15 protein-coding genes and 3 pseudogenes are annotated in these 17,177 nt (G+C 49.1%); 7 read left to right on the forward strand and 11 right to left on the reverse strand.

Going from position 1 to position 17,177, the window contains the following annotated elements; translation table 11 throughout:
- Positions 1 to 199: 199 nt before the first annotated feature.
- Entirely contained in the window at positions 200 to 718 is a 519-nt protein-coding gene (locus tag N8M53_RS15490; RefSeq protein WP_269580241.1) for a nicotinate-nicotinamide nucleotide adenylyltransferase, read from the forward strand.
- A 51-nt stretch (positions 719 to 769) separates the two neighbouring features.
- On the opposite strand, the gene N8M53_RS15495 is transcribed toward N8M53_RS15490, so the two are convergent.
- A complete protein-coding gene (locus N8M53_RS15495) occupies positions 770 to 1,336 on the reverse strand; it encodes a hypothetical protein (protein WP_269580242.1) in 567 nt (188 codons plus the stop codon).
- A gap of 299 nt (positions 1,337 to 1,635) precedes the next feature.
- Between N8M53_RS15495 and N8M53_RS15500 the strand changes: the two genes are divergently transcribed.
- Positions 1,636 to 2,799, forward strand: a complete 1,164-nt coding sequence (locus N8M53_RS15500) for a lysophospholipid acyltransferase family protein (protein WP_269580243.1) — start codon at positions 1,636 to 1,638, stop codon at positions 2,797 to 2,799.
- A 5-nt stretch (positions 2,800 to 2,804) separates the two neighbouring features.
- Here the strand turns inward: N8M53_RS15500 and N8M53_RS15505 are convergent, their stop codons facing one another.
- On the reverse strand, positions 2,805 to 3,725 hold the full coding sequence (locus N8M53_RS15505; protein WP_269580244.1) for a LysR family transcriptional regulator: 921 nt from the start codon (positions 3,723 to 3,725) through the stop codon (positions 2,805 to 2,807).
- Between the two features lie 466 nt (positions 3,726 to 4,191).
- Between N8M53_RS15505 and chrA the strand changes: the two genes are divergently transcribed.
- A complete protein-coding gene (chrA, locus tag N8M53_RS15510) occupies positions 4,192 to 5,337 on the forward strand; it encodes a chromate efflux transporter (RefSeq protein WP_269580245.1) in 1,146 nt (381 codons plus the stop codon).
- A 139-nt stretch (positions 5,338 to 5,476) separates the two neighbouring features.
- Here the strand turns inward: chrA and N8M53_RS15515 are convergent, their stop codons facing one another.
- The 3 genes from N8M53_RS15515 to N8M53_RS15525 all read right to left on the reverse strand — a co-directional run bounded on the left by N8M53_RS15515 (position 5,477) and on the right by N8M53_RS15525 (position 8,151).
- Positions 5,477 to 6,511: a Gfo/Idh/MocA family oxidoreductase gene (locus N8M53_RS15515; RefSeq protein ID WP_269580246.1), complete on the reverse strand. Its 1,035-nt coding sequence runs from the start codon at positions 6,509 to 6,511 to the stop codon at positions 5,477 to 5,479.
- Positions 6,512 to 7,256: 745 nt separating this feature from the next.
- Complete coding sequence (locus tag N8M53_RS15520) at positions 7,257 to 7,796, reverse strand: RES family NAD+ phosphorylase (protein ID WP_269580247.1); 540 nt, start codon at positions 7,794 to 7,796, stop codon at positions 7,257 to 7,259.
- Complete coding sequence (locus N8M53_RS15525) at positions 7,789 to 8,151, reverse strand: hypothetical protein (RefSeq protein WP_046075841.1); 363 nt, start codon at positions 8,149 to 8,151, stop codon at positions 7,789 to 7,791. Before N8M53_RS15525 ends, N8M53_RS15520 begins: the two co-directional genes overlap by 8 nt.
- 232 nt (positions 8,152 to 8,383) lie before the next feature.
- Between N8M53_RS15525 and N8M53_RS15530 the strand changes: the two genes are divergently transcribed.
- The gene (locus tag N8M53_RS15530; protein ID WP_269580248.1) at positions 8,384 to 9,274 is read left to right on the forward strand and encodes a TPR end-of-group domain-containing protein; all 891 of its coding nucleotides are present in this window, start codon (positions 8,384 to 8,386) and stop codon (positions 9,272 to 9,274) included.
- 64 nt (positions 9,275 to 9,338) lie between these two features.
- Here the strand turns inward: N8M53_RS15530 and yciH are convergent, their stop codons facing one another.
- A complete protein-coding gene (gene yciH / locus N8M53_RS15535) occupies positions 9,339 to 9,662 on the reverse strand; it encodes a stress response translation initiation inhibitor YciH (RefSeq protein WP_077772478.1) in 324 nt (107 codons plus the stop codon).
- 89 nt (positions 9,663 to 9,751) lie between these two features.
- Positions 9,752 to 10,120, reverse strand: coding sequence for a DUF3319 domain-containing protein (locus N8M53_RS15540; RefSeq protein ID WP_269580249.1), 369 nt, complete (start codon positions 10,118 to 10,120; stop codon positions 9,752 to 9,754).
- A gap of 213 nt (positions 10,121 to 10,333) precedes the next feature.
- On the opposite strand from N8M53_RS15540, the gene N8M53_RS15545 reads away from it, so the two are divergent.
- Positions 10,334 to 11,287, forward strand: coding sequence for a tyrosine-type recombinase/integrase (locus N8M53_RS15545; RefSeq protein WP_269580250.1), 954 nt, complete (start codon positions 10,334 to 10,336; stop codon positions 11,285 to 11,287).
- On the opposite strand, the gene N8M53_RS15550 is transcribed toward N8M53_RS15545, so the two are convergent.
- Both N8M53_RS15550 and N8M53_RS15555 read right to left on the reverse strand, forming a co-directional pair.
- Positions 11,288 to 12,292, reverse strand: a complete 1,005-nt coding sequence (locus N8M53_RS15550; protein WP_269580251.1) for a D-alanine--D-alanine ligase — start codon at positions 12,290 to 12,292, stop codon at positions 11,288 to 11,290.
- Positions 12,293 to 12,519: 227 nt separating this feature from the next.
- Positions 12,520 to 13,008: an SPOR domain-containing protein gene (locus N8M53_RS15555; protein WP_269580252.1), complete on the reverse strand. Its 489-nt coding sequence runs from the start codon at positions 13,006 to 13,008 to the stop codon at positions 12,520 to 12,522.
- Between the two features lie 283 nt (positions 13,009 to 13,291).
- On the opposite strand from N8M53_RS15555, the pseudogene N8M53_RS15785 reads away from it, so the two are divergent.
- Positions 13,292 to 14,461, forward strand: a pseudogene (locus N8M53_RS15785) (acetate--CoA ligase family protein); the annotation flags it as partial.
- Between the two features lie 20 nt (positions 14,462 to 14,481).
- On the opposite strand, the pseudogene N8M53_RS15790 reads toward N8M53_RS15785, so the two are convergent.
- A pseudogene (locus N8M53_RS15790) lies at positions 14,482 to 14,526 on the reverse strand (hypothetical protein); the annotation flags it as partial.
- Positions 14,527 to 14,815: 289 nt separating this feature from the next.
- Between N8M53_RS15790 and N8M53_RS15795 the strand changes: the two are divergent.
- Positions 14,816 to 15,997 (forward strand): annotated as a pseudogene (locus N8M53_RS15795) (GNAT family N-acetyltransferase); the annotation flags it as partial.
- 75 nt (positions 15,998 to 16,072) lie between these two features.
- Here N8M53_RS15795 and N8M53_RS15565 read toward each other — a convergent pair.
- Positions 16,073 to 16,993, reverse strand: coding sequence for a LysR family transcriptional regulator (locus N8M53_RS15565; protein WP_269580254.1), 921 nt, complete (start codon positions 16,991 to 16,993; stop codon positions 16,073 to 16,075).
- Positions 16,994 to 17,177 lie beyond the last annotated feature (184 nt).

Genomic DNA, 17,177 nt, shown 5'->3' on the forward strand with positions numbered 1-17,177 from the left:
TGTTCCTCTCAATAACTCTAGCGTACGGCTTAAGTGAAGACTCTACTGTGGGTTATTGTGCATGATCTCTGTTGGCTTGGGTATAGGCCAAGCTCAACTCATCGCTTTGATGGTGACGAGTTAGGCTTTTGGTTCGATTCATGGCATTATTTCGTCGCAACGTTTAATCGCGAAAACCTAGCAAAGCAAAGAGAGCATAATGGCTGAGCAAATCGCAGTTTTTGGTAGTGCATTTAATCCACCCACACGCGGGCATGTGTCTGTCCTGACCCAGCTTTGTCACTTTGATCGTGTCTTGTTAGTACCAAGCTATAAGCATGCATGGGGAAAAACGATGGCGCCTTATGAGGTGCGATGCGGGTGGGTACAGGCATTGATTAATGATTTGCGCTTACCGAATCTACACTTGTGTCAGCGAGAGGCGTCGTTAGGGCAAAAAGGTGACGCTGTCACAACTTTTATGCTGCTGACTGCGTTGCAGCAAGACCATCCCGAGGCGGCCTTGACCTTCGTGGTTGGCCCAGACAACCTGGTTAAGTTTGGTCAATTCGCCCAGAGCGAGGAAATATTATCGCGATGGTCGGTGTTAGGGGTGCCAGAAAAGGTAGTCGTGCGCAGCACCCACATTCGCGAGCGACTAAAACAGGGTTTACCTATTAAAGAGCTCACCACACCCACTATTGCAGCGCAACTAACAGCATCGGCTTTTGACGGCTAGTGCTCATCGATTTGCCGCGAGTGCTCATGGCCTCACCATGAGTATTGATAGTTAGCTGGCAAATGTACTGGCGTAGCGGGCGTAAAGCGATTCGGCGTCGCCAGGCGTGAGCCCGACAGCCACCGCTGCGTTTTCTCGGCTTTTCCCAGACTTTATTGCCGCTCTGAGTTGTCGAACGGTAAAATACTCTTGCAGTTGTGCAATGGTCAGCTGGGTGAGTGCTTGTAATTGGTAGTGTTGCGCTGCGCTCACCGGTGGCTGACCTGTTTGGGCGCACGCCACACAGTCTGCCAGCGCTTGCGTGCGGGCATCGAGTTGTTGCGTCGGCGCTAAATGCATGATTTGGTCAAGCAGCACGGCTTGAATGTGATGAGATTGCTGTGCCGTTAGCACGGATGCTGTCGGCGTGCCAAGTTCCATCAAGCCAGCGGTCAGTAATGGAGGTAAAACAACATGCCCCACGCGCTCAGGGAGAGGGTGTTGTGTGCGTGGTGATACGGCCAATTGGTGTAAACGGGTATCGGGCGTAATGGTCAGTGCATGAAGGCACTCAAAAGGTAACCAAAAGCCCTGACCGGCGTACACAGGAATGTCCGCTTTTCCTAAGCGAACTAACACTAGACCGTCCTCAACGTACAGCAGGTTCGCTGTATATCGGCGCTTTCGAGGCGTAAATAACAGAGATGTTGAGTGATAAAGAGTGTGTTCGCTTGTGGTCTTCATAGCCATGTCTCATCGTAATAAGGCGGCAATGGTGAGCACTTTTGCTGTTCAGGTCAAGTCAATGACGGCAAAGGGAACTCTTAACCTGGCTGAAGGTCTGACCTCCAACCTGTGTAAAATTTCGGTGGGTTCACTTTGAATCCTTTGTTGACTGCGTAGAATGGCGCGGTTTTTACTAGATATAATGGAAGAAAGTGCAGACAGTTAACGATCCTTATCAAGAGATTCGTCCTTATCATGACGACGAAGTCCCCAGTGCAATTCAGCGACTCATCCAAGATGACGAGTTTATCAATGCGATCTTATCTTATCGCTATCCGCATGCGTCTGGTCCGCTTGGTTGGCTTTTAAAGCCTGCTCTTAAATTGTATCTAACTAAAAAGTGGAACAATATTAAAACGGTGCAGGATGTCCAACTGCATGTCGCGAGTTACATGCGCAAGATGATCAAAACAACCTGTGACAAAGTCACGGTCTCTGGCGTAGAAAAACTGGATCCGAATAAAGCCTACCTATTTGTCTCCAACCACAGAGACATTGCTATGGATCCTGCGCTGGTAAACTGGTGCTTGCACCAACAGGGGCTCGATACAGTGAGAATCGCTATCGGTGATAATCTGTTACGTAAGCCTTGTGCGACTGAGCTGATGAAGCTTAACAAAAGCTTTATTGTCAAACGCTCAGCCAAAGCACCACGTGAAATGATGAAGTCATTATCACAGCTATCGGCCTATTTGCGTTTGTCCCTTGATGAGGGGCAGTCGATCTGGATTGCTCAGCGAGAAGGGCGAGCCAAGACCGGCCAAGATGTCACGGATCCGGCCATCTTAAAAATGTTCTTCATGGAAGGGCGAAAACGTAAGCAAGACTTTGACAGCTATATGGAAGCGCTGAACGTGGTGCCTGTGGCTATCTCCTACCAAAACGATCCGTGCGATCTGGATAAAGCAACTGAATTAGACGCCGTCAACCGCCTTGGCGCCTACGAAAAAAGCGAGTTTGAAGACATTCAAACCATCGTGAAAGGGATTGTCGGTGACAAACGGCATGTGCACGTGGCCTTTGGTGAGCCTGTGACGTTGTCACAAGATGCGCCAGAGTCGATGGCGGCGAAAATAGATGCACAAATCCATCAGCTATACCGCCTCTATCCAGCCAACTACATTGCGGCTGGGGTGGAGCATGACAGTGTCACGCCAGCAGAGCAGCGCCTATATGAGCAAAAGCTTGCACAGGCCCCCGAAGCAGCGCGTGACTATTTGCGTGAAATGTATGCAAACCCCGTGCTTAATCAGTGTGCTACGAGCTCAGACAATACCAGCCAGGAGAGTCCTCTCGCTGCTGAAAACAATAAGTGACAGCGTCACTCATGGTGGCGATCCCAAATCGGGGGATCGCCCACTTCTTGCAGCATAAAGTCGACAAACTCTCTGACTTTGGGGGCAAGGTGTTTGCGTCTTGGGTACACAATATATATGGGTAGCTCAAGGCAAGGTTGCCATTCGGGCAGTAGCTCAACGAGTTCACCTTTCTCTATTTCCTCGTTAATAAGATACGTCGCCAAATAGGCGATACCCAAACCCGCCTTTACCGCCTCTAGCACAGCGGGCGCGTTATTTATTGTGTACTGTCCGCTTACATGCACCACCTGCTCGGTGCCACCTTTTACAAACGGCCATTTATCGTAGCGGCGCTCGCGGCTTTGATAGGTTATACAATCGTGGTGGCGCAACTCGCTCAGCTGTTGCGGTGTACCACGAGCTTCAAGGTAGCTGGGTGCCGCAACAAGCTTGAACTGACAATCCGCCAGTTTTCGTGCCACCATCCCCTCTGGAGGATGCTCATGAATAGCCACCCAGCAATCATAGCCTTCTTCGACAAGGTTAGGGCGGTGGTCAAAGAGGTTAATGTTTAAATTGAGGTCGGGATAGGCTTGCCGAAATTTCGCGAAATGACGAGTCATTAATGTATTGCCAAATGACTGTGCGACGCCAATCTTGAGTTTCCCTGTCACTTCATTGCGATAGCCAGCTACCATCGCTTCCGCTTCGTCCAAGGTAGCGATCAATTGACTGCCGTATTCCGCGTATCTGCTGCCCACTTCGGTAAGGGAAACAGAGCGGGTATTGCGCTGCACTAACTGCACACCTAAGCGATCTTCAAGATAGCGAACTTGTTTACTCACTTGAGACTTAGAAATCCCCAGTCTTTCTGCTGCGCGAGTAAAGTGTTGCTCCTGCGCGACTGCGGCCAACACCACGATTTGTTGAAGGTATTCGAGCATTTCTGAGCACATCCATATTTGTTGTAAGAAGAGATTACCACACAACGCTTGCCATCAGGAATAATAGTGACGTTGTCACTTATATTTCAATCTGTCATCTATTTTCATTCGACCCTAGACAACATTTCATTAAATATTGATGGTTTGTGACGTTACCAGCTTAAGGGCAAGAGGTGAAACACTGCTCTTTCCGTAGAAGAAAAAGGGTAGCCTTACTATTCATAAATAATATCAGCAACCATTTAAATGACTGTTTAATAACGATTTAAATTTCGCTGTTTCTATGCATAAACGATTAATAGGAGAGATTGTAAGCACTCACTTTCATTTTTGTTTTTAACTTACAGAATGAAGATAGGCGACCTTTCGGCCTGCACGTGTATTAATGTTATCGATGAATATAATCAAAAAGGCTTGTTTTTGTTCATTGTCAGGTTCGCTTACACTCTTCAGTAGGAGGTAAGCAATGATAGAACTAATCAAACAGTTTTTTTTGTTGGGCTGTATGTCCTTTGGTGGGCCTGCCGCCCATGTGGGTTATTTTGAAAGGGTGTTCGTCAAAAATAAGCAATGGTTAAGCGAAGAGACATTTGCTTCAGGCTTAGCAATTAGCCAGTTTTTACCCGGGCCGGGAAGTAGTCAGTTGGGGATGTACATTGGCTATCAGCGTGCCGGTTATATCGGGGCGTTGGGTGCTTTTGTCGCTTTTACCTTACCGTCGTTTGCTTTATTGACCGCGGCAGCGGTGTTAAACAGTGGCGCGCAAGCATCTGACTGGGTTACAACCATCATCAGTGCAGCGAAGTTATTGGCGGTGGTGGTCGTAATTGATGCTACCTTGTCGATGGGTAAAAAATTTATTAACTCATGGGTGACAACCTCGATAGCGGTGATGACGACGTTATGGTTGCTGTTCACACCGTCAGGCGTGTTGTATCAGGTGTTACCAATTCTGATTGCCGGTATCGTGGGGGCGATTGGTTTTGCTAAACCACAGCAGCGCCAAGCGCCGGTCACCATTGCATGGCGTCGTAGTGGCACAATCATTGGTTTGTTTTTGCTGTTACTGACCGTACCTTGGTTATTCAACCAAACACTCTGGGTGCAAGTATTTAATCTTTTTTATCAAGCGGGAAGCTTTGTGTTTGGTGGAGGCCATGTAGTCCTACCTTTACTAGAGCCAATAGTTGGTGACGTTGTCACTGATTCGGCCTTGATTGAAGGGTACGCGGCGGCACAGCTGGTGCCTGGGCCAATGTTCACTATGGCAAGCTATTTGGGGGCGAGTATTGAGGGGCTGTCACCCGTTTGGGGCAGTATTATCGCCACGATTGCAGTTTTCTTGCCTGGCGCATTGCTGATGTTTGGCGTGTTGCCCGTTTGGGATGCAGTGAAGACACAACCTCGTCTAGCGGGGGCAATTAGCCTGATCAACGCCTGTGTTGTGGGGTTACTCGCCGCCGCGCTTTATCAACCTGTGTGGGTGTCAGCTTACACACAACCGCTTGATTTATTGCCGATAGCGCTAGGTTTGGTTGCGCTCATCAAGTGGCGTGTTTCAGTGTTTTGGTTACTGCTGTTGATGATGATCTATCAGTTTACCATCGCCTAAATCGCACTCTGCTTCATAGCCCAGTCATGTCCTGGGCTATTTTCTAACACTCTAGTGCACTATAACTTTAAATGGTTGAATGAAAAACACTAGTCACACCGATGATGTGACTAGGCTAGGTTTAATCTTTTAAAGAGAGTTAGTCTTGGAACTGCCAAGGTTGGCGAATGCCCGTGTCAGAAGCTGTTTGTGCCAGTTCGATGGCGTAGATGACTTTGCTGGCTGAAATGGGGCAAACAGGCGAGGGCTGGTTATCGGAAATTGCCTTTGCTAACTCGTCGAACAGGCGGTGGTATTGGCCATCTTCAAGCGTGAGTGGGTCAGGTGTGACACTGTCACCCACTTCAAGCATCCCTTGATACGCTTGTTCACCAAAACCAGAGACAGTCACCATCAGACCAGCCCGTAGTTGCTCTTCTTGAATATCTAACCCCACAGTACTGAAGGTCGCCTTTTCACCGTGAACAACAAAGCGTTCTGTGGTGCCAGATCGATAGGGGCTTGAGGAAAGAACCACCTCTTTGTCTGGGTAATGCAGAGTCACCTGAAAGTAGTCGGTCGTTTCACTCCCTGGGCGGAGTGCGCGGCAACTGGCTGAAACCGCATTCGGATCCCCTAATAAGTGCAGTGCTTGGTCAATTAAATGTGAACCCAAATCATATAAGATACCGGCGCCTTCGCCTGGCATCTCACGCCACCGTTGACGAACCTCTGGGCGGTAGCGATTAAAGCTAGAGTGCATTACTTTGATCTCACCGAGCTCGCCTGCGAGATGTAAGCCTTTTAAGGTGAGAAAATCACCATCCCAACGGCGGTTATGGTAGGGGCACAATACTAAACCTTTTTGTTTAGCCAGCGCGGCGAGCTCAAGGCCATCACGGCTATTGGTAACAAAAGGCTTTTCCACTAAGACATGACAACCGGCTTCTAATGCTTGTTTAACATGCTGGTAGTGGAGATGGTTAGGGGTGGTGATCACCACCAAGTCCGGGGTTTGTTGCGTTAGTAACGTGCTGAGATCATCAAAGCAGGCAGCTTTAGGCAATCGCTGTGCAACTTGATCGGGTTTACTGGACACAACAGCTGAAATCGCAAACTCAGAGATTGCACTCAGAAAAGGGATATGAAATGTGTTGGCAGAAAAGCCAAAACCCACCAAAGCTGTTTTTATCATAAAGCTCACTCGCATTGACGACGTATTATCAGCACTTTATCGGACATCGACATGCCAATCAATCCAAGCGAAGCGAGGTCTGATAACTCATCGCCGTTTAATGCGGTAAGACATACAATTTAGTAGTGGCAAGTTCGCTGACCTTTACGAAGTGTTCTGTCGTGTCGACGCGTTACGCTCAAGTCAGTGGGGTTAGGCATGCCTCGTGCTAGAGAAAATCAAGCGGTAGGCTATAACCACTCAGTTCGACATGAAGGAAGGATTTGCTGGGCGATGTCTACGCCGAAAGTGGTTAGCGATGTTTTCCAATGCTTACATGCCGATATGATTTGGAACGAGAAAGAAATCAGTCAGGTTGAGAAGATTTATGCAATGGACTAGTCGATACGGCTGCATGTTAACAAATCAACCCTAAGTGCGCATTATGTATGTTATGTTAAATGATATTTAAGAATGCTTAATTAGTATAAAATTTGTTGTTTATCGTATTAAGACCGCTGCGGGTGCGCCGCCAGGATGACTTTCGCCCTACCTAGCGGTGTGTATTCACGCTTACCTCTCATTCACCATAAACATCATTTACCATAAAATAGCTAATCACCACTTTCTTTAACCCACTCAGTTCAAATGCTTCGCTTGACCTAAGGTGCTTCAAGCACGCGGTGATAAGCCAGACGGCACTGCTTTGTGGGCAACACCAAGCCCCTTGGGCACCTGCTGGCTTCACTTACCTCGGCGGGTGCCGCTAGTAAGGTGATGGCGGTAGCCGTTCAAAGTCATCGATCACTTTAACCATGTTGGGTGGCGTATCACTCCATCGCCAAAATACGATGTTTTTCATCTCTCGGGTGGCGCCACGCGCAAAACTGGGCACAATAATGGCGTTGACCTTTGCACTGATAAGCTGTTTCGCTAAGTGCCAACTATCGGGGGTTTGGTTCTGGGTCACTTGATCTAACCAAGCACCGCTTAGCGTCGAAGGCTTGATGCCACAGTTTAGCAGCACTGTCTCATCGGTCAGGTCGAGTACCTTGTCACAGTCGACATCATACTGACATATTGTCAAAGGTTGCGCTTTAAAACGAAACCCCTGCTGAGCCTCTACCCATGCGCCCGATTGAGACAATGAGGTGTACAGCGCGGCAACACCTTTGGGGTTAAAGCGCCCACCATTGCGTCTTGCTCCTTCCCCACTGTTAGGCGCGTATGACCAGCGAGGGTTATGGCCACGAAATACCGCACCTTCATAGCGAAATAGGTATTCCTGTAGCTTTTCTTTACGCATAACCGCCTTCGCTCGTATGGTTAAGGTAGGCTCTCAGCGCGTCCATTCGATCGTGTTTAACCAGTTGCTCTGCGGTTAATCCGCCAAACTCTGGTAGCCCTTCACTCCGATACCATGCGTAGGCATGAAATTCATTTCCCGTCCACGGAAGGATTCGGTTGATCACTTCTGTGCAGTTACGCAGTTGTTGCTGTGCCTTGATCGTTGAGTATCGCTCTGTGCGGCTTAACGTGGAATAAGGTAATCCAGACAAAGACGCAATTTCTTTCAAATTGGTATGGAAGAACGCAGCCATTTTGCTGGGTTCGACGATACCTTCTGCGTTCATGACTGCATCTAAAATGGATTGGTTCATTTGGCTCACCATGTCAACAATATTTGACCTATATACATCCAATATGATTGTCACTATGGTTATTGTCAAGGCGAGTATCCGCTATGCTTAGCGTATCAATCATGGCATGTGAAGGGCGATGGATTGTGAAACGTCATCTTATCGGCGAATTCCGCCTGTTAACCTTTTTAGTCTGCAGAAGGTTTGCTAAAGTCTCGCTAGTTTTAAACTGATTCGTTACATAAGGATAACCATGAAAGCGCACATTTGGGCTTGTTTGCTCGTGGCGTTGGCAAGCTTCAGTGCTACTGCTGAAGATGAAAACGATGTCAAGCATACCAAAGCGGCAAAAGAGCCGACCTCGTATGCTGAGCAAAGCATTTACGATAAGCCGTTGATGGAAAGGTATGTTTTGGATGAAATCCGAAACTTAAGAACAGATTTCCAGGCGCTAGAAAAGCGAATGGTGACGGAGATTACCGATCGTGAGTTAGATGTAGCGGATAAGTCACTGAACTATGCCAATGTGACGGTCACCTACTTCTTTTATCTGATTGCCGGTGCGGCCTCATTGATTGCGTTGGTGGGTTGGCAATCGTTGCGCGATATAAAAACCAATACCAAAGAGTTGGCGGATCAGCAGCTATCAGAAATTGCAGAGCAATATGAACGCAAGTTCCAAGCCTTGGAGCGCGACTTGAAGCGTAAAACGCGCATTATTGCAGAAAACAACAAAGAGATTGAGCGTATCAACGAGATCCATAACTTATGGCTACGCGCTCAGCACTCGCAGACGCCTGAACAGCGGATGGAAATTTACAATGAAATCCTGAAAATCCGCCCTGGTGACCTCGAGGCGCTCACCCATAAAGCGGATGCGGCAATGGAAATGGGCGAATATCACTGGGCGCTGAGTATCAGTAACCGTGTGCTGGAAGTGGATGAACGCAATGCCAATGCCCTCTTCCAGCGTGCGTGCGCATATGCGCGTTTAGGTGCCGAAGATCAAGCGGTGTCTGACTTAGAGCTGGCAGTTGCAGAAAGTGCGTCGTTGCGCGAAGCGGCACGCGAGGAAGCGGATTTCGAATCTCTGCACGGCAATGAGCGGTTCGATGTCTTGATTGACTCTGAAGGTCATGTCTAAGCGTTGAACACAAAAAGGCAGCCTACGCTGCCTTTTTACTTGCTGTTGTGACGCCTTCGAGGGTTCAACCGCCCGCCAGCTTTACCGTATGGCCTTTCTTCTCTAGATGCGCCTTGAGGGTATCTCGCTTATCCCCTTGGATTTCAATGACTCCCTCTTTGACTGCGCCACCACAACCACACACTTTTTTGAGCTCAGCGGCGAGCAATTTCAGCGCACTGTCATCAAGGTCGAGGCCCGTTACAAGGCTCACACCTTTGCCTTTTCGCCCTTTAGTTTGTCGCTGAATACGAACGATACCGTCGCCTTTAGGGCGACTCGGTTTTTCTGGCTCGGCTTTAATCCTGCCCGTTTCGGTTGAATAGACTAGATGATTATCGTCAGACATAAAGTTAGGTCGTTAAAAAGTTTCTCTCACTATATCAAAGGCCGCAGCACTTCGCAGCTGGTGACGCTGCTCAAGGATATCGTGGAGAGTTACGCGCGTAATTGCTCTGCATTTTTATCAATAAATTGTTTGAGCGCAGGTAGCGAGCCTTTCATCAAGTTACCACGCACAATCATATACCAGCCTTTGCTGTCTTTATCAGGGTTATCGTTCATGATACGAAAGCCCTTGTATTCCTCGACTTGACGCGTTCCGGCGCCGTCTGTATCTTCCTCCTCGAGATCCGCAGGGTCAACCAAAGTGCTGGTGTCCGCCCACCATTCAATTGATTTCTTCACCGCTTGTAGGCTACCTGATATCACCTTTCCACCTAACCTTGCGCGGTATTCTTCTGTGACGTCTCCGCTGCCCTCGGTTTTCTCAATCGCATACCCGCGATGAAAAAGGCGTCGAGTCATGGCTCTCTCCTTTCGCGAACAATAATCCGATACACCTGTATGCAATGGATTACGAGCATTCTTCATTTTTAGACTATTATCACGCGTTGTTCGAGCAATTTCACCAGCCCAAGCTGCTGATAGGCCGAGGAATAGACAAACTGAGAAGTATTTCAAACAATTTTCATCGATGTCTGATATATTGGTATTATCGATAAAAAGTTATAGTGCGTTATGAAAAGATTATTACCATTAGACCCTAGTGCTATTGAAGCCAGTCAAGCTCGCTTTAACACGGGTGTATTGAGCATTGAAGAATGGTCATCCATCACACAAGACGCCTACAGCAAAAACTCGCTATTGAGTTATCGCAACGACTGGCGCGTGTTTGTTGCCTTCTGCCAAGAGCAAAACGTGACGCCACTACCTTGTGCTGTCACCACACTGCGCCGTTTTGCTGAAATAACAGCGAACCAGCGCAAGATTTCTGCAGTGCGGCGAATGGTTATCACGGTAGGGTTGGTTCATAAGCTTCATCAATATAAAGACCCCAGCAAGCACCGAGAAGTGAAATATACAATGGCGCGCCTTCTGCAAGAAAAGCTGCCAGAAAGCCGCGAAGCCACACCTTTTCAGGCCTATCATTTAGCCAAGTTAAATCAGCAGCTTGCCAGCTCCAAACGCCTAAAAGATATTCGCGACCGCTTGGTGTGGTCGCTTTGTTATGAAGGGTTATTAAAGCGAAGTGAATTAGCCGCCCTGTTAGTGGATGACCTTATCACCGCTGAAGGCCAAGCATCCATTTTGGTAAAAGAGCAACGCGTGCCACTGTCTGAATCCGTCGCGAGGCTATTGATGGATTGGTTAGACAAAACAGGGATTCGTCAAGGTCCCCTACTGCGGCGAATCAACAAGCACGGCCACTTGGGAGAAGCGCCCCTTGACCCCTCATCGATTTATCGTGTCTTTCGGCGAGCCAGTGCGCTGTTGGAGGAGTCCGTTACCTTTTCCGGCCAGTCACCCAGAGTGGGGGCAAGTCGGTCGCTCGCTAAAAAAGGCATGACGATAAAACAAATCCAACACATGGGACGTTGGAAAAGCCCGGCGATGCCCGCGCAGTATGTCGGTAACACGGTGGCCAGTGAGCAAGCCAAGTCGCGTTACCGACGTAAAAAGCTGAGCGAGTAATTAGCTCACGCGTCGCCCTGTGGCATACGTGATGCACGATGCTAGGTATTCATGGAAGGCTAAGCCATGATGTTCCATGAGTTTTGGGAACATTGAAATAGGCGTCATACCAGGGAACGTATTGATTTCATTAACTAAGATTTCGTTGTCTTCCGTTAAGAAGAAATCGATACGCGACATGTCTTTTAAACGCAGTTGTTTGAACGCTTGGTAGGCATAGGTACGGATTGCCTCAACCTGCTCTTCGGTCAGATCTTCCGCCTCGATGTAGGTATTGCTGTGGCTACCATCGCTATACTTTTCTTCGAATGTGTAAAAACTCCCTTCAGGGCATCGGATTTCCCCGGGGCGCGTCACGATTATTTCATCGCCGACTTGAAACGCCGCCACTTCTAATTCACGCGGCTTAATCGCTTTTTCAATTAATACCTGGTCTGAGAATGTGAACGCGTCGGCAATGCGTGCCTGTAGCTGCTCTGCCTCTGTTACGCGGTAACAACCAACACTGGAGCCCTGACTGGCCGCCTTAACAAACACGGTTTGGTGCTCAGCAAAAAATGCTGACGCGCTCGCCTGACTGTGTTCACTTTGGTCCGTAATAAATACGTAAGGGGTGTTTGGGATCCCCAGCGCATCAAACCACAATTTAGAGGTGATCTTGTTAAAGCAAATCTGGCTTCCTTCGGCATCACACCCCAAATAGGGTAACCCCGTAATCGTGAGTAATGACTGAATATCACCTGTTTCCCCAGGGAAGCCATGTAAACAAGGAATGACATAGTGAATTTGCGTGTGTTCCACTTTACTACACAGGTTCCCGTCGGTATCAAGGTGGCAGCGCATACCATCATCAAGGCGCCAACCGTCTTGGGTCATTTCAACTTTGTGTACCTTGATACGCGGTAATTTTGCCAGCTGTGACTCAATATATCGTGCAGACACGAGCGAAATATCGTGCTCTGCACCGCCACCGCCGCATAACAAAAGCAGGTTAAGTTTGGTCATTTTCTTCTCTCATCACGCGCTTACACGCGCTATCTGGACTCTATCGCCATAGTAGACAAATGCTGACAGGCTTTCATCTCTCAAACGTCTTTTATGCAGTGATTAGAAACCATTTGCTGCAGGTTTGTTCAACTCGGCAGCTAAATTATTCAAGACGATGCGGGCGACGAACAGCGCTCAACAAAAAAGCTGGCATCAGCCAGCTTTTATCCGCACCCTTTTCCCGTTTATTGATTTATACGGGTCATTTCAGGTGTTGAAGAACGTTTAATTTTACCAATGTCACGCACAAAAGGACCATATTGCTGAATGGTTTGTGGGAGTGCTTTAATCGCACGTTTTGCCGCGTCACGGCTTGGGTATTCACCGTATAACAAGGTGTACCAAGGCAAGCCATCTACCATTTTTTTATTACTCCACAATGGTTGATCACTGGGTAGGCGTTTAGCGTAATCACTAAACCCTCGATCATGACTCAGCGCCACTACTTGGATGGTATACCCAGCGCCTTGCGTCGCTGATTTCACCGTTTGCTTTTTCGGTGCCGGCTTCGGCTCAGGCTTGGCCGTATTCATCATTGGCTCGACGTCTGCCGTTTGCGCGGTGTCACGCTTATCGGTCGACTCAATCGTCTGGCTGTAGATTTCAGTGGTAACGCCACCGCTACTGCACCCAGTAAGGAGCACAGCGATGGCCAGTAAGCCCAATTTTTTCATTGTGATTCTGTCAGTTATCCAAGTTTGTTTCATTGTGCCCCCGACCTTGTGGCCATTCAACCAAAAGTTACCCTCTCACACGAGGTTTCCGGCTACAGCTCACAGATAGTCACGTGGAAAGACGTTTATTAGTCTATCTCAGACTCTACTTTCTGCCATGCCGAGATCACATTGCGTTAAAAAAAACCGTTGAATTCAAGCGTGAACCGATAAACTGGCCTCTACACACGGTTCATGTATTCGACATTTACCCATTAGCATACTTCAATCGACGGAGGGCGCCATGGCCGGTATCGATCAACTCCTTAAGCCAAAATCCATTGCCGTGGTGGGCGCCTCTGATCGTCGTGGTCGTGCGGGCTATGTCGTTACGCGCAATTTGCAATCGGGCGGCTTCCAAGGCCCCATCATGCCAGTTACCCCTAAATATCAGGCTGTCGCTGGGATCTTGGCTTACAAAACAGTGGCGGAGCTTCCCTTAGTACCTGATTTAGCTATCTTGTGCACGCGAGGCGAGAGCACCCCAGCGCTTGTCGAGCAGCTTGGCGAGCGCGGTGTGAAGTTGGTGATTGTGTTGGCCGCTGGAATGCGCAGTGAGGTGGATGCACAAGGAACAAGCCAATACGATGCCATGCAACAAATTGCCGCGAAATATACTATGCGCGTGCTCGGTCCAAACAGCCTTGGCATGATCTTACCCTGGCTCAACCTCAATGCTTCATTTGCGCCAGTTTCGGCCAATAGAGGCAATATTGCGTTTGTCTCTCAATCTGCAGCGGTATGCACTACTATCCTGGATTGGGCACGCAACAAGCGCATTGGTTTTTCTACTTTTATCTCGTTGGGCGAAGCGAGTGATATCGACTTTCCCGAATTACTCGACTTTCTTTGTCGCGACAGTAAAACCGATGCGATCTTGCTCTATGTTGACTCAATCCGCGACGCGCGGCGATTTATATCAGCCGCGCGGGCCGCTGCGCGTAACCGGCGGATCCTGGTCCTTAAAAGCGGCCGCACACGAGGTGGTTCGGTAGCGCTTGAACAACTCAGTCATGCCAATATTGGCTTAGATGCCGCCTACGATGCGGCGATTCGTCGCTCTGGTATGCTTCGCGTTAACAATACTCATGAACTGTTTGCGGCCGTGGAAACCCTTTCACACTCGGTGCCGCTCCGCGGTGAACGTCTTGCAATTATTACTAATGGTGGGGGGCCTGCGGTGATGGCTGTCGACACGCTGATGGATGCTGGCGGCAAGTTAGCGACGCTCAGCGAGCAAACGCTCGAGGCCTTACATCAAGTACTCCCCAAAAGTTGGTCGCAAACCAACCCCATTGATATCGTTGGCGATGGCGACACGCAACGGTATCAAGCAGTGATTGATATCGTGCTAAACAGTGACGATGCCGATGCCGTACTGATTATGCACTCCCCCTCAGTAACCGCACCGGGATTAAGTACTGCCAAGGCCATTATCAATTCACTCAAAGAAAACCCACGCGCGCGACGATTTAACATACTCACCAATTGGCAAGGTGAAGGTGATGATGCCACAGTTGCACGTCTCGCCTTTACTCACGCTGGGTTTCCGACCTATCGCACCCCCGAGAGCGCCGTCACTGCCTATATGCACCTTGTAGAATACCGACGCAACCAAAAGCAATTGATGGAAACCCCCACCTCTACCGGGAGTATGGACTACGACTTACCCGCTGCTCGCGCGTTTATCGACCAAGCAGAAGACATTGAGCACTTAACCCTAACCACCCACGAAGTGCGTCCGTTACTCGAAGCCTATAGCATGCAGGTGATATCAACCTGGTTGGCTACCGATTCGGTCGAAGCCGCACAAATTGCTGAACAAGTTGGCTATCCGGTAGCGGTAAAACTGCGCTCGCCTGACATCCGGCATAAATCGGATGTACAGGGGGTAATGCTCAATTTACGCACTGGCGCTGAAGTCGCCAATGCCGCACAAGCGATTGTTGATCGCGTCGCCGTGACGTTTCCAGACGCGCGTATTGAGGGTTTGTTAGTCCAATCCATGGCTTCTCGTGCTGGTGCGCAAGAATTGCGGGTGACGATCAGCAATGATCCCGTGTTTGGCACCATTATTCTGCTGGGTGAAGGGGGATCGGATTGGGATGTCACTAAAGATGCCGCGGTCGCGATCCCGCCATTGAACATGGCATTGGCACGCTATCTCGTCATTGGTGCGATAAAAAGCGGCAAAATCAAACAACGTGGCTTTCCCATATCGATCGACATTCCCAGTTTATGCCGTTTTTTAGTGACCCTGTCACAGATGATCATCGACTGCCCGGAGATTGATGAGCTCGATATTCATCCTTTATTGGTGTCTGGCGATGAGCTCACGATTCTTGATGCTTCTTTGCGGCTACGTGATTACGCGGGTAGTCAGCAAAAACGGTTAGCGATTCGCCCTTACCCAAAAGAGCTGGAGCAATCGATTAAACTGAAAAACGGCCAAACGATTTTGTTGCGCCCTATTTTGCCCGAGGACGAACCGACCCATAAAGCCTTTGTGGAAAAAGTGTCCGAAGAGGATTTGTACCGTCGCTTTTTTTCTGACGTTGGCGAACTGAATCATGAAGCGCTGGCAAACCTGACGCAAATTGATTATGACCGTGAAATGGCGCTCGTTGCCACTTATCACCTTCCTTCAGGCCGAGAAGAAATTTGGGGAGTGGCACGTTTGCTGGCTGACCCACAAAACACCGAAGCAGAGTTCGCCGTGCTGGTGCGCTCCGATCTAAAAGGCGTTGGCTTAGGCAGTGTGCTGATGCAAGCGATCATCGATTATGGTCGCCAAGCAGGATTATCGCGGATCACCGGGATGACTATGCCTAATAACCGCGGGATGATCGCATTGGCACAAAAGTGTGGGTTTAGTATTGATGTGCAAATGGAAGATGGTATTGTCGATATGCAACTGCCTTTGCGCCAGCATCCGCCAGGTAACGACTAGGCTCGTCTTGGGCGATACTCATCTGCCGTGCGATCGGGCTCACCGATCGCGGCTAAAGACGAGCGAGCGTCGCTCCTATTTTATCGACTGGTCAGCAATAGGTATGTCCCCAGCTTGCAAGTAGGGCTCAAGCAGCTTGGGAAGCTGGCGTACTAACCATGATTTAGCATTCCCCATGCGGTTGCGCTTCCAGGCCAGCCCGAGTGTTAGCTCAAATGGCTCTCCCCCTTTTAAACGTTTTAAACGACCTGCATTCAAATCATCTTGTATCCAAAACCAAGGTAGCGTACCGATCCCTTGTCCGTTTAAGATCGCCGCGTATTTATCATGCATTGAACTGACGGTAAGCCGCGGTTGGTCCTCTAACACATTAAAGGTTTTAGGTTGCATACCACGCGCCGTATCCGCCACCGCCACCCCGCGGTATTTGGCACGCACATCAGGTTCAACGGGACGCGCCTCTTTGTGAATGGGATGATCGGGCGCGGCCACCCAGTAGGCGCTCATGTCGCCCAAAGGCTGCACTTTGATGCCCTGCGGCACAGTGTCGGGAATGGGCGCCACCAAGACATCGGCGCGGTCTTGGGCCAGCGCTTCCCAGCATCCTGCCAAGATTTGCTCGGTCAACTTAAGGCGCGTATTGCTTTTGTTCGCCAAGCGCTCAATCAGAGGAAAAAAGAAGTGGCTTTTAAACAAGCCATCATAGGCCAAGCAAATTTCCAACTCCCACCCGTGTGCCAAGGAGGCCGCATCGGCGACCATCTCATCGGCGGCATTCAATAACATCCGCCCACGTTCAACCAATAAATGCCCCGCATCGGTAAATGTGGCGCGATGTCCGGAGCGATCAAAAATCACCAAACCCAGCTCGTCTTCGAGTTTTTGAACCTGGTAGCTTAATGATGACGGCGCACGATTCAGTGATTCAGCTGCCGCAGCAAAACTTCCTTTTCTTTCAATGGCATCCAGCACTTGTAGGGCTTCAAACGATAACATGACTGTCTCTTGATGATCGCCCAATCGGGCTGCGTTATTAACTTTAAACACTATATCAGGGTTTCGCTCACCACCCTATTGTAAATATACCCCTAGTACCTACTCGGTTAAGTGCAATAAATCAGGCATATAGCACAAAACCACAAAGGACTTGGTTTCCTTTTTCAAGAAGGTGTCATACTGT

It is taken from the genome of Salinivibrio kushneri, from assembly GCF_027286325.1.
In the GTDB taxonomy this organism is placed as follows: Bacteria; Pseudomonadota; Gammaproteobacteria; order Enterobacterales; family Vibrionaceae; genus Salinivibrio; species Salinivibrio kushneri_A.

What these genes read in the sequence shown, in the direction of transcription:
- N8M53_RS15550 (WP_269580251.1), bottom strand. Translation starts at nt 12,292, where the DNA reads ATGACCAAACTTAACCTGCTTTTGTTATGCGGCGGTGGCGGTGCAGAG.
- N8M53_RS15525 (WP_046075841.1), bottom strand. Translation starts at nt 8,151, where the DNA reads ATGAACCAATCCATTTTAGATGCAGTCATGAACGCAGAAGGTATCGTC.
- N8M53_RS15555 (WP_269580252.1), bottom strand. Translation starts at nt 13,008, where the DNA reads ATGAAAAAATTGGGCTTACTGGCCATCGCTGTGCTCCTTACTGGGTGC.
- yciH (WP_077772478.1), bottom strand. Translation starts at nt 9,662, where the DNA reads ATGTCTGACGATAATCATCTAGTCTATTCAACCGAAACGGGCAGGATT.
- N8M53_RS15530 (WP_269580248.1), top strand. Translation starts at nt 8,384, where the DNA reads ATGAAAGCGCACATTTGGGCTTGTTTGCTCGTGGCGTTGGCAAGCTTC.
- N8M53_RS15515 (WP_269580246.1), bottom strand. Translation starts at nt 6,511, where the DNA reads ATGATAAAAACAGCTTTGGTGGGTTTTGGCTTTTCTGCCAACACATTT.
- N8M53_RS15545 (WP_269580250.1), top strand. Translation starts at nt 10,334, where the DNA reads ATGAAAAGATTATTACCATTAGACCCTAGTGCTATTGAAGCCAGTCAA.
- N8M53_RS15540 (WP_269580249.1), bottom strand. Translation starts at nt 10,120, where the DNA reads ATGACTCGACGCCTTTTTCATCGCGGGTATGCGATTGAGAAAACCGAG.
- N8M53_RS15490 (WP_269580241.1), top strand. Translation starts at nt 200, where the DNA reads ATGGCTGAGCAAATCGCAGTTTTTGGTAGTGCATTTAATCCACCCACA.
- N8M53_RS15505 (WP_269580244.1), bottom strand. Translation starts at nt 3,725, where the DNA reads ATGCTCGAATACCTTCAACAAATCGTGGTGTTGGCCGCAGTCGCGCAG.
- N8M53_RS15520 (WP_269580247.1), bottom strand. Translation starts at nt 7,796, where the DNA reads ATGCGTAAAGAAAAGCTACAGGAATACCTATTTCGCTATGAAGGTGCG.
- N8M53_RS15565 (WP_269580254.1), bottom strand. Translation starts at nt 16,993, where the DNA reads ATGTTATCGTTTGAAGCCCTACAAGTGCTGGATGCCATTGAAAGAAAA.
- chrA (WP_269580245.1), top strand. Translation starts at nt 4,192, where the DNA reads ATGATAGAACTAATCAAACAGTTTTTTTTGTTGGGCTGTATGTCCTTT.